Annotated in this window: 9 protein-coding genes; 1 reads left to right on the forward strand and 8 read right to left on the reverse strand. The window is 35.6% G+C overall.

Translation table 11 applies throughout. The features are described 5' to 3' along the window. On the reverse strand, positions 1-1,050 hold a 1,050-nt coding region (locus tag K737_RS03940), incomplete at its 3' end, for a hypothetical protein (protein WP_035575033.1). A gap of 283 nt (positions 1,051-1,333) precedes the next feature. Between K737_RS03940 and uvrA the strand changes: the two genes are divergently transcribed. Then, positions 1,334-3,913, forward strand: a complete 2,580-nt coding sequence (gene uvrA / locus K737_RS03950) for an excinuclease ABC subunit UvrA (protein WP_006298840.1) — start codon at positions 1,334-1,336, stop codon at positions 3,911-3,913. A gap of 135 nt (positions 3,914-4,048) precedes the next feature. Here the strand turns inward: uvrA and K737_RS03955 are convergent, their stop codons facing one another. The 7 genes from K737_RS03955 to K737_RS03985 all read right to left on the reverse strand — a co-directional run bounded on the left by K737_RS03955 (position 4,049) and on the right by K737_RS03985 (position 12,666). After that, positions 4,049-4,258, reverse strand: coding sequence for a hypothetical protein (locus tag K737_RS03955; RefSeq protein WP_161630434.1), 210 nt, complete (start codon positions 4,256-4,258; stop codon positions 4,049-4,051). Positions 4,259-4,341: 83 nt separating this feature from the next. Beyond that, on the reverse strand, positions 4,342-5,820 hold the full coding sequence (locus K737_RS03960; RefSeq protein WP_006298838.1) for a potassium transporter TrkG: 1,479 nt from the start codon (positions 5,818-5,820) through the stop codon (positions 4,342-4,344). Then, positions 5,784-7,283: an NAD(P)(+) transhydrogenase (Re/Si-specific) subunit beta gene (locus tag K737_RS03965; RefSeq protein WP_006298837.1), complete on the reverse strand. Its 1,500-nt coding sequence runs from the start codon at positions 7,281-7,283 to the stop codon at positions 5,784-5,786. Before K737_RS03965 ends, K737_RS03960 begins: the two co-directional genes overlap by 37 nt. A gap of 157 nt (positions 7,284-7,440) precedes the next feature. Further along, positions 7,441-8,028, reverse strand: coding sequence for a DUF3501 family protein (locus K737_RS06845; protein ID WP_006298836.1), 588 nt, complete (start codon positions 8,026-8,028; stop codon positions 7,441-7,443). A gap of 81 nt (positions 8,029-8,109) precedes the next feature. Then, positions 8,110-8,877: a response regulator transcription factor gene (locus tag K737_RS03975; protein WP_006298834.1), complete on the reverse strand. Its 768-nt coding sequence runs from the start codon at positions 8,875-8,877 to the stop codon at positions 8,110-8,112. Positions 8,878-9,443: 566 nt separating this feature from the next. Next, complete coding sequence (locus K737_RS03980) at positions 9,444-11,174, reverse strand: ribonuclease J (RefSeq protein ID WP_006298833.1); 1,731 nt, start codon at positions 11,172-11,174, stop codon at positions 9,444-9,446. A 478-nt stretch (positions 11,175-11,652) separates the two neighbouring features. Continuing rightward, the gene (locus K737_RS03985) at positions 11,653-12,666 is read right to left on the reverse strand and encodes a DNA polymerase III subunit delta' (RefSeq protein ID WP_006298832.1); all 1,014 of its coding nucleotides are present in this window, start codon (positions 12,664-12,666) and stop codon (positions 11,653-11,655) included. Between the last annotated feature and the right edge of the window lie 515 nt (positions 12,667-13,181).

Here is a 13,181-nt window from a genome sequence, read left to right on the forward strand (position 1 = left end):
GCTAAGTATTTCAAAAAAAGCATCATTTTCAGAAAGAACACTGAATAATTTTATCTTATTTTGATCAGTGAAAAAAGATAATACTCTCCTTTTACAGAAAACATTCACATCTTCTTGTTCTATACATGTTTTTATCAATTTTTTAAGGGTTTCGTTATTTTGAAAAAGCTTGTCAAAAAAATCTGTTTTATTTCTAGAGGTATACTGGTCCAATACTAATTTTAAATCTTCACTATCTAAGTGTTCTACTACGGTGGCGTTTTCTAAAATCTTGTCGAAACTATCTGTATCTTTTTTACAAATACATTCGATCAATACTGACCCTAAATCTCTACTATCTAATTTTTCTAATACGCTGGCGTTTTCTAAAACCTTGTCTAAACAATCTTTTTTATTTCTAGAGATATAGTGACTCAATACTAACTTTAAACCTACACTATCTAAGTGTTCTACTACGGTGGCGTCGGTGGCCTTTTCTAAAATCTTGTCGAGAAAATCTAAGCTACTTATACAGCCACAGCCATAGACACAGTACTCCAATACTACACCTACACTTCTACTACTTAATTTTTCTACTACGGTGGCGTTTTCTAGAAGTTTGTCGAAAAAATTTGTATTATTTTCATAGATACATCTTTTCAATACGCACTCTAAATCCATACTATTTAATTTTTCCAAGACTCTGGAGTTTCCCAAAAGCTTGTAAAAGTTATCCTCTTCATTATTTGTGACACATTGTTGAAAAACGCCACCCCATTGATTAGATAGCGCGTCAGATACTTCTTTATCAGCAAAAATTTCTTCTATTTCTTGAGGTTTTACTGATTTTTTTGACAGAAGAATTGAAAACACCTCTCCCACATTTTTTTTTCCATGAATTTCTAAATATTTTTTGGCACATGACAAAATAGAAGCTTCTGGATTTTTTTGAAGAAAATCTTCCACAAAAAAACTCTGTTCCGAAGATGTCAACTGACCAACTGGATTGGAATATAAAGAATATGTCTGTGAGAAAAGAAGAAAAAAAGTTAGCAATATTTTTTGTTTCATAACACTTTTTTATTTATTTTTAACAACAATTTAATTTTACAATTCGGACAACCGAATGTCAAGTTCAATTTACTGCGTAAAGAGGTTAAGTATTTGTGGCTGACACCGCAGGCTTCAAAAATGCTTTTTTTGTAGGTAAGGGAAAACTCTAAGCCATACCCCTTCCAAAGAACCAAAGCTATTCTCTTATTGTCTGCTTTTCTCATAAAACTTGTTTACTTGACTATAAATATAGCTTCTTATACCTTGTACTATAGTGTGTAAAATTTTTATTAGGATTTTTATGGAATTGATAGATGCAGAAGGGAATATTAAAATTTCTGACACACGTACAACTATTTGTATTATTGGTGCCCGTCAGCATAACTTAAAAAATGTGTCTTTAACAATCCCAAAAGATCAACTCGTAGTGATTACTGGTCCCAGTGGTTCTGGAAAATCCTCTCTGGCTTTTGATACGCTGTACGCAGAAGGACAGCGAAAATACGTAGAAAGCTTATCTGTATATGCAAGGCAGTTTTTAGACATGATGCCAAAACCAGAAGTAGATAGTATTACTGGACTTTGCCCTTCAATTTCTATTGAACAAAAGTCAATTTCTCACAACCCAAGATCTACGGTAGGCACGGTAACGGAAATTTATGATTATTTTCGTCTTTTGTTCGCAAGAATAGGCAAAGTGTATTCTCCTGTAACGGGAATGTGTATAGAGCCTCAATCCGCTAGCCAAATGGTGCAACGCATTTTAGCGCTTCCTGTTGACGAAAAATATGTTTTGTTGGCGCCAATCGTTCGCGGGGGAAAAGGAGAATTCAAACCAACTTTTGCCGGGTTAAAAAAGCAAGGTTATCGTAAAGTAAAAGTTGATGATCAATTTTATGATATTGAAGAAGTACCGCAGTTAAAAAAAAATACTATGCATGATATTTCTGTTGTCGTTCATCGTTTTCGTATCCCTAATCAAGAAGATACTCAGTTTTTAGATACATTAACGCAAAGTGTGGAACAAGCATTGCGTCTTGGTGAACAATATATTGTAGTAGAGCCTTTAGCCCCCCCTACAGGTCCAACTCTTCATTTATCAGGAACTATGAGCTGCCCAGTATCTGGCTTTAGTTTGCCAGAAATAGAGCCTCGTCTATTTTCTTTTAATAGTCCTTATGGTGCATGTTCTTTTTGTGACGGACTGGGGGTTTTGAGTTTTGGAAATTTTGAAGAAGAAAATGAACAAGATAATGCAGTGTGTAACAAATGCCATGGAGACCGTTTAAGTCAGGCAGCATTGTGCGTAAAAATTCAAGACGTTCACATTGCTCAAGTGGGAAAATGGCCTTTAGAAGAATTATCTACTTGGATTAATCACATAGAACCTTTGATAGAAGAAGATAAACGTGTTATAAGCACTCCTATATTTCGAGAAATTAAAAGCCGAATACAGTTTTTGATGGATGTCGGGTTAGGATATCTTACTTTGTCTCGTGCTTCTGGTACTTTATCTGGAGGGGAAACTCAACGTATTCGTCTTGCTTCTCAAATAGGATCTGGACTAACAGGGGTGCTGTACGTACTAGATGAACCTTCTATCGGACTACATCAAAGAGATAATGATCGTTTGATTCGTACATTACACCGATTACGAGATTTGGGAAATACAGTGATTGTAGTGGAACATGACGAAGACACCATTCGTCAATCGGATTACGTTATAGATATGGGACCAGGAGCAGGTTATTTGGGGGGGAATTTGGTTGCCAAGGGGACTCCAAAAGAAATTGAAGCACATCCAAACAGTTTAACGGGAGCGTATTTAAGAGGGGATAAAAAAATTTTAGTACCAGAAAAGCTGCGTTCAGGAAGAAAAGATGAACAGTTACAACTAGTTGACGCCAACGTTAATAACTTAAAAAATTTAACTGTATCTTTTCCCTTAGGAAAAATGATCGGCGTTACAGGAGTATCAGGAAGTGGAAAATCTTCTTTAATTATGGATACGTTATGCAAAGGTATTCGGCATCTTAATCAAAATCGTGACTTAAAAGATATATGCGGTAAAATTTCTGGAACTGAATGGATCGATAAAATGGTTGAAATGGACCAGTCACCAATTGGAAGGACGCCTCGATCTAATGTTGCCACATATACTGGAGTTTTTACATTAATTCGTGAGTGGTTTGCCATGCTACCAGATTCTAAAACCCGTGGATATACTGCGGGACGCTTTTCATTTAACGTACAAGCAGGTCGTTGTGAGCACTGCAAAGGTGATGGAGTATTGTGTATTGAGATGCACTTTTTGCCTAACGTTTACACCACCTGTCCTCAGTGTCTTGGACAACGCTATAACGAACAAACGTTAGAAGTCCGGTATAAAGAAAAAAACATTGGGGATGTTTTGAAAATGTCGGTAACAGAAGCATTATCTTTTTTCCAAGATATAGCATCTATTCACAAACACCTCTCTATTATTGAGAGTGTTGGGTTAGGATATGTACAAATTGGACAGGGAGCACCAACCCTTTCTGGAGGAGAAGCTCAGCGTGTTAAGTTAGCAAAAGAACTAATGAAACGTAGTACTGGAAAAACTTTATATATCTTGGATGAGCCTACAACAGGGCTGCATTTTGATGATGTTCACCAATTGTTAATATTATTGCATAGGCTTGCTGACCAGGGAAATACTTTGATTATTATTGAACATAATCTGGACGTTCTAAAAACTTTAGATTGGATTATAGACATTGGTCCTGAAGGTGGACAGGCAGGAGGGTACATCGTGGCAGAAGGAACTCCACAAACTATCGCTGAATGCCCCGAAAGTTATACTGGAACTTACCTTGCCCCATACCTTAAAAAAACTTATTAATTTTTAAACGAATGAAAAGAGGATAAAAAAACGAAGATACTTATAATAAATTGAGCGCGTTATTCGCTTAAGAATGGCACTCAATTTGTTTTTTAAAAAAGAAAGATATTTTAAACGAAATAATTTTTATTATTTTTAATTTTTGATTTTTGATTTTTTAGACGTTTCTTCAAGTTTTTTCTTAAGTCCTTTAAGCTTCTCTCTTATTCCCTCAAGAGTTTTCAACATATCCGGTTTAGGTTTACTTTCCTTTTTGACTGCCTCTTCTTCGCTTTCAGTTCCTCCATACACTGCCCCGGTATAAAGACAAGAAAGCAATACGAGACTAAAAAAATTCAACATCATTATTTCCATTTATGTTTTACATATAAAATATACCAAACAAATTTTAATTATTGATTAATTATAATATAATTTATAAATGCAAACTACCTGAAAGAAATAAACGAGGTGATAAATAGAACAATTACCGCTTCTAATCGCCCTAATAGCATTGTAAATATTCCAACCCACTGCTCTATAACAGAAAAATCCTGAACATAAGGACTAATACAATAAACGCCACCTCCGGAATTTGTAATTAATCCAAAAGTTAACAAACATGCTATTTTGGGAGAGCGCCCTAAAAAAGAAAACAACAACGATACTCCAAAACACCCCATAGAATAAATAAATATACTGGTCATAAGTAGAATGATATCTTCTTGCTGAACTACTTTTCCGTTGTATTTTAATGCAATGAACCGCTTTGGATGAAATATTTTTAAAAGCTTATTTTTACTAATTCGGTACATTAATTGGAATCTAAATATCTTAAATCCTCCTGCACTTGAACCACTGCACCCCCCCAACAAAACCAACCCTAAACACCATAAAGACGATAAATTATTTAAAGACGGGGCACACACAAATCCCGTTGAGGTAGTACAAGATACCGCACTAAACATATGATCAAAAGTTAAACAACGATTTGTACACATTACTAAAAAACTGACACAAAACAAAAGAAAATATCCTCGAATTTGATCGTCTTGTAGCGCTTTTTTCACGGAATAAATTCTTTGAAATATTTTGATGAAAGGGATGGCTCCCAGTATCATTCCTATCGTCAAAATAAATTTTTCATAAAAATTTAGCACTGTAAGAGGATAATAACTGGCCTGAATCCCCCCAGTAGAAATGCAAGACATACTGTAATGAAGACAGGTCTGAAAAGATAATCTTCTTCCAATCCAAAGCCCTGCCGTTAACACAAGTGTTAATCCAAGATATAAAAAAATGATGTGCAAAGCCATAGTACGGGTTCTTGGAGTTGTTTTTTCAAAGCTCTGAGAAAATTCGTTTAATAAAATAAAGTTAGAATTAAGTTTTAGTGCCGGAACAAGTGCAAAACTTAGAAGAACTATACCAATTCCTCCCATCCACTGAATAAAAACACACCAAAACTCTATCATAAAAGGCATTGGAGCTTTGGAAGAAACCAAAGATACCCCGGTTGTAGTTAAACAAGAAATCCCTTCAAATAATGCTGCAGAAAATCCCTGTTTAGGAGCGTGAACATAGATAGGAATACTAACGATAACCGAAACTATTCCCCAAAAAAATAAAGTTATTAATGCTTTATCTCCAGTGCTAACAAAAGAAATACGAGGACAGGGAAACGCAAAAGTTCCAAGCACTCCTAAAAATAAACACCCCAAACCACATACTGCAAAAATTTCTAATATCTGATTGCTGGTATGCAGATAGGAAAATAGAACCATAAAAAAGAAACATAAAGATAAAAGGATTAAAACCCAGCTAACAGAAGATAAAATCCACAACGTTTTTTCATAAGCGTTCCAGGGGATATGATAGTTAGCTGCCCGTTCTATAGCAAAGCTAATGCTTTTAAGATATCTTCGCATACTTTTTTTCCATCTCCAAACACCATATAGGTCTGCGGCAGGTAACACAACGGATTGTCTATACCTGAATATCCAACACTCATAGACCGCTTAACAAAAAGTACTTTTTTTGCTCGGTAGGCTTGAAAGATAGGCATACCATAAATTTCTGATGAACTATCCTGTTCTGCCAAAGGATTCACAGTGTCGTTGGCCCCTACAATTAGCACAACATCCGTTTCAGATAAACGGCGATTTGCTTCTCCTAATTCCACCATATCTTCCAAAGGAACATTAGCTTGCGCTAACAAAATATCCATGTGCCCAGGCATGCGCCCTGCAACCGGATGCATTCCATACTGCACATCACAGTGATTTGCTTTCAATAAAAGTGCTAATTCCTGCAACGCTGTTTGCGCTTGTGCTACCGCGGCACCATACCCAGGAACAATTAAAACGCGCTCTGCAGATTTTAAAAAAAATGCTGCTTCTTGCCCAGAAATAGACTGTACGGGAAGTACTACAGAAATTTTTTCCTCTTTTTTTTTGTGAAAACTTCCCGTAAATACTCGCGTTAAAGAACGATTCATGCCTTGACACATTACTGTAGTCAACACTGCTCCAGAAAATCCCACAATAGACCCTACCACTATAAGTAAAGGTGAACTAGAGTAAATTCCAAGGGAAACGCACGCCCAACCAGAACAAGAATTCAACAAAGAAACTACAAGAGGCATATCTGCCCCAGCCACAGGAAGAATCATCAGTATTCCAAAAATGCTAGAGAGTGTGATGCTTATAATTAACGAAAAAATGGATGGCTCTTGAAAAAACCAAAATGCACTCCCTAAAGCTCCCAACAGCACTACAAGAAAAAGAATGGTAAATACTTTCAAAGAGGGGGTATAACGCACAATACTTTGAAGACGCAAAACAGCAAACACTGAACCCGTAAAGGTAATAGCACCAATAATTCCTCCTGCAAGGATTTCAAAAAAAACAGAAAAAGGAATAGCGCAAGAACTGGAAATGTGAACCTTTGCTAACACAACACTAATACTAGCAGCACCAATTCCCACTAAACTATGAAAAAGAGCCATTAGTTGAGGGAGCTCTGTCATAGGGGTGCGCTTTGCAACCACTGTTCCCAAAATACTTCCTAAAAAAATACAAAACCAAAGGCCTCCATGAAATGCTTTTTCTTTTCCCTCGACATAAGACAAATAATGCAGCCAAAACATTTCTCCTGCATAAGGAATCATGGCGCACATCATTCCAATTTTTCCTATCCAAGCGCAATACTGGGCCCGATTAAACGATGTAAGCATTTCAAATGCCATCAAAATCAATCCCAACGTTAGCGAAACACGCAAAGAAGGAAAAAACGTTGCTCCTCCCAAAAGCGCTCCACACACCATCCCTTTGAAAAATATACGGGGTAAAGGATGAACAAAATTCCACGGGAAAACAAAAAAAGAGTTCACAAACAACCTCTCATAAACAACTAGGATCTATACGTTGAACCTTATCTAACATATATTGTTGATTATTTTTTTATAGTTTACAAGAACTTATTTAGAAGATTTTCGAAAATTCTTCAATAAAAAGAAAGTGACCGTTGAGGGATCGTTACTTCTAGCACTAGTCATTTTTAGAAAAAATATCTTCATAAGCAGTCCATAATGATTCAGGAATCAACGCATCTGCCTGATAGCAAGGATGGTGGATGTGGATACTATCAGGAAATATGCATTCTTTAGGCATAACAAAACGTAAAAAATTCACACTTAGAGCTCTATCTCCTTCTGAAATCCACGTATCCTCTGGTAAAGATTCTGAAAAATATTTTTCATCTTTAAAAGAAACATACAGATACGATCTAAAATTCCAAAGATTTTTTAATTGCTCATAACGTATCTTTGGATCTGAATATTCCCACATAGCCGTAATAGTTAACACATTTGGCTTTGGAATAAGTGGGCTGTACACAGCGATTTCCTCTTCTATCCCATCAAAACGATTTTCTGCCAAAAGCATCTCTTGAATCTGAAACCACACCAACAATTTATGCTCAAAAGTAATGCTGAAATCTGGACCCAACTGAACGCGACGCTGACGCTTAAATTGCATAATTTTATGAATAACTAAACTTCTCTCTTCTTTAAATCCATGAAAAGAAAAATCTTGTACTAAAAGAGGTGTATAAAAAGATTCAAAAAAAGGAATCAAAGAGAACTCCCAAAAGATGGCTTGTCGTTACCTTGGAATGGTACCATCTTTTTTAATAGTATAAAAGAGCTAAAAACATCATTAAGGATTCTTCAAATTTAATACCGATGCAGATTCGTTAGAGATAAAATTAGGCTTACTACTTTTCTTTATTTGTGCTTCTAAATCTCTTTCTTCGGGCTCTCGCAGTACGTACCCTCGCCCCCAGATAGTTTCTACGTAATTTCCCCCACTTGGATGTATATCTGTCAATTTTTTACGAATCTTGCATACAAAAACGTCAATAATTTTTAGTTCGGGTTCATCCATTCCATTATAAATAGCGTTCAAAAAACTAGTTTTTGCCAGAGTAATTCCTTTACGCTTCATTAATAGTTCCAAGATTTTGTACTCAGTTCCAGTCAACCGAACGGGATGACCATCAAAACTGACGGAACAATGATCCAGATTAATCTCTAATTTCCCAACCTGAATGATGGAACACGCATGCCCCTCTGCTCTTCGCGCTAGCGCTTTAATACGTGCAACTAACTCTTCTGGCATAAATGGCTTTGTTAAATAGTCATCTGCTCCAAAACCTAAAGTTCTAACTTTTGCGTCAATTCCTTGTTCTCCAGACAAAATTAACACTGGGGCGTGAGAACATTCTCTTAATTTTTTTAAGAGCTCATATCCATTAATATCGGGCAACAGCAAATCTACCAAGATTACATCATAATGATAAAACCGCGCAATCTGAAGAGCAGGCTCACCTTCTGCACAGATATCTGCAAGTATGGATTGCTCATCCAAAATACTCTTGATAAGATTTGAAGTTTCTTCGTGATCTTCAATAACCAAAACTTTCATTTTCATCTCTCCGGTCCCTATGCTGCTATCCTATAAGAAATATTATTGAAAAAACGTTAAGTAATTTATAAGGCTTTCGGATCAATCTGTCTAATTGATTTAACACAATTTACGTCCTATCATCTTGCAAGCTGGAAGAGAAGATTACAAAAAAAAAGTACTTAATGCAACATAATTTTTGAATAAATTGCTAAAATATTACTGAAAGTATTCTTTTATAACACATCCCTTAAAAGTATATGCTAAAAAAAGATAAAAAAGAGTATTTTATCGTATTAATTGCCGATAAAATTGTTTATTTATAAAAATTGATATCAGAGCGATAACAAGCTTTTTATCTCCAGAAAATATAAATTATATTATATTTTCTAACCAATCTATGTAAAATAAAAACAAAAAAACAATTTATTAATATAACATAGCTTGTTTCTAAGGAAAATAAAAATTCCGAAACGATAATCGGAAATGAAATACTTCGCTACTTCTCGAAATGTAAAGGAAAGCTTTGCTTCCTCTACTTATTTCTTTGTTAATCAAAAATTTAAATATTTTCAGATTACGTATAGTTACAGGTGGATACAAATCATAGGTTCTTTCCCGATACGTTGACGAAAAAGCTGACGAACTTTTTCTTCAATTTTTGGCTTTACTCCATCACTATAGTTAACTGATTTTTCCACATTTTCAGAAACAGGTTTGGAAATATAACATTGCAATACGCGCTTTCGAATTTCTTTACTCCAAACTTCCCGTTCGTGATGTTCAAATAATCCTTCAAAAGAAACAACCACCTGGATTCTATTTCCTTTTCGAACATGACGACTGATAAATACGATTCCTTTTTCTAATAATGAGAACCGCTCACTCATTTCTTTACCATTTTCAGGAATAAGACGATGTTTACCATCCACTATAAGTCTTCCATGAAAAATAAATCCGACCACTTTGGGTTCTTCTTCATCAAGACGTAAAACCATACCATTGCCAATACATATATTATGGGGAACTCCAAGAGATTGCGCCAAATTCGCATGTTCTCGTAAATGACGCGCTTCCCCATGTGTTGGAACGCTAATTTTGGGCCGAATCCATGTATACATCTGTCTGAGCTCTTCCCGGTAGGGATGTCCAGAAACGTGAATTTCTCCCGCCACCTTGCTGGTAATAACATTAACCCCTTTTGCGGTTAAACTATTTTGAAGTGCAAATACGGCCTTTTCATTTCCTGGAATTACTCTGCAAGAAAAAATAACATGATCTCCTTCCCCTAAGGTCAAAAAATGATGGACTCCAGTAGCCATAGCGGTTAACGCTGCTTTTGGCTCTCCTTGGCTGCCCGTGGCGATAATTAACTGCTTTTCTGGAGGAATATTTTCTGCATCTTTGATTTCCAAAAAATGCATATCTGATGAAAAATATCCACAATGAACAGCAGCTTTTGCAATGCGCTGTAAAGAACGACCTGCTAAAATAGGAACTCTACCGGAAGCTTTTGCTGCTAAATAACAACTCGTTAATCGTTCTACATTAGAAGCAAAGCATCCAATTATAACTCTTCCCTGTTTAAGCTCTTTCACACAAGATATCAGACGGTGAGAAACATCTACTTCTGATCCAGAAAATCCTTCTTCAAAAACCGTGGTAGAATCACAAACAATGGCCTTAATGCCTTGATCCCCAATAGACCGCAATGTATGTTCGCAAATGCTATCTCCTACCATGGTTTCTCTGCTGATCTTCCAATCTCCTGTGTGAAAAATTTTTCCTTCTGGAGTCGAAATAAGAATAGCATTTGACTCAGGAATAGAATGAGTCAAGCTTACGTACTTTACTGTTCCAAAATGCTCAATTTCTACTTCTCCCCCCAAAGGAACTTCTTGGATGTCCATTGAAATTTTTGCTTCCATGGCTTTTTGCTGTAAAAGAAATGCGGTAAAGGGGGTGGCATATATGGGAAGTTTAGGTAACAGATTATGCAAATAAGGAAGAGCTCCGATATGATCTTCATGCCCATGAGTTAACACAATGGCCCTTATTTGTTCTGGATTTGTTACTTCTAAAAATGATCGAATATCTGGAATGATTACACGATCAGGGGTGTGAGAAAAACTTACCCCCAAATCTACAATAATCCACTGAGTCAATTCACCAGGAGCTCCATACCCGTAAAGGTTTAAGTTCATTCCAATCTCGTTAGACCCGCCCAGTGGTAAAAAATAAAGTCCCTCTAATTTGTTTAAAGAAAACAAACGGGAAACATCTTTTTCCCTAGAGACAAAGTGCTTGCGTTGCAGCATGTCAAATTCTTGTTATAGAGGAATATCAGCCCCTCTTCTTTACTATTTAGTATACTACATTATATTTTTTTGTCATCCACACTTTTTAAGAAACTTTGAAAAAAGATCTTTTATTGAGTTTTTGTAAAAAATTTTATTTGTTTATTATTAAATATTTAAAAAATTTTTTATTAAAATTAATAGAGCTCAACAAAATTTCATGAATAATCACCCCATAAAAAAATCAATTCTTCCTTAATAAATCTCTTTAGAAATTTTCTTTCATCTAACTCTAAATTACAAAAGTTCGCAGTAGAAAAATCCTAAATATCGGGAAAATTACGATCATATCTCTAAAAATCTTTCCCCCTACCGCTTTTTGGTGCTATTCTGTTTCACAAAATACCTTCAAATTTTTAGTTTCTCAAGGGATCTATTCCCTATATTTAAGATCGTTGTTTTTTCTAATCTTTATTTGTTATTGACAATTTTTTTGGATTTAAGCTGCCCACTTTTGAGAAATAAGTCCAACATTAGATATAATTTTTTGAACAAAAAATGATGAATCCATGTGGAACGCTTTAGCTTGTTGAAACCAGACTTGCATTGAACATAAAAGTCTATCCAAAAGCAAAAAACGCTTTTGATGTTGTGCGTACGTAGACAACTTATCAAACATCCAAAGAAAAACAATTTCTTGAAACAAATCAATGTTTTGATACAAATGCCCCGAAAGCTCTAAAGGCAGCAAGCAGGGCCCTTCGTCAAAAGAGCGATCCAAAAAATTCCATGTGCGCTGAATCAAATCTACTTTTCCTGTACTTACGAGACGAACAGCTTTTCCAATGTTTCCCCGAGTAAACGTATACAACCAATCTTGAAATGAAGGAGAAGAACACTCTGTATTATCTGTAGAAATTTCCAAACTATCCAACAAAATCTTCAACCGAGAAAAAAACACCCCTCTATCGTCTGGACGCAAAGGATATACACAGCATCGAGAAAGTAAAGTAGCAGGAAAAGCACTATGAACCGCCGTAAACAAAAACAATGATTTTTTAGGAGGGTCTTCAACAATTTTTAGCAATGCATTAACACATTCATGCCGCAAAACATCCAAACGAGGCAAAATAATAACTTTCCAAGACAAAGAAAACGCAGTTTGAACGATACGCTTTTTAATAGAGCGAATATGATCTAACGTAATAGGAAGAGAAAGAACATGAAGCTCTGGATGAGAATGGGTAACTACTTGGCGGTACAAAATACTTCTGGGTAAATCATTAGCTGCTTCCCACTTCAAAGAGCCTTTGTATCCCAGAGCTATACAGGCCAACGCATAACAAAGTGATGTTTTTCCTAATCCGTCTTCTCCAAGAAACAGCCAGCTATGCGGAAGACGATCTTCTTCTAAAGCTTTCTGAAACTGCTCTACAATTTCTTCATACCCCAATAAAAAACCTAAAAATTCAGGATCTTTTTCAAGAATGTCAGTTGTTTTTTTATAGATCATCAGAATGTTTTTACAAATCTAAAAAAATAAAATATGCTTTTGATTATAGGCAATATACCAAAAAAACACAACTCAACCAACAATTTTTTTTAAAAATCTTTAACAGGAGTTTTATAAAAAAATCATACTCCCCCTCACTTTTTTGAAGGGTCTTTAAAAGATCCGAAAGACAGGCTATTTTATTAAAAACAAACAACAATGTTTAATGCAAATGAACCTTCGTACTTAGTATGATCGATCAGCGAAATGTTCAGCATCCTGCGCTGATCCATAAGATGAACGCTTCACCTTCAATAAAATCCAAGCTTGAACGCGTCAGGCGTTTTTTTAAAAGGACAAGTTAATTGATTCTGGACTCTTCTCAAAAGCCTTGATATCAAGCATTTGGGAGCAAGTTCCTAACATGCATTTAATGCTCGATGGCACCAATTGGAAGTTTGGAACACAGAATATCAATTGCCTCGTACCAGCTGTTAGAGTTGGAAAGATTACATTTTCTTTGTTTTGGAGTAAAC

This window comes from Holospora undulata HU1 (assembly GCF_000388175.3).
Classification (GTDB): Bacteria; Pseudomonadota; Alphaproteobacteria; order Holosporales; family Holosporaceae; genus Holospora; species Holospora undulata_A.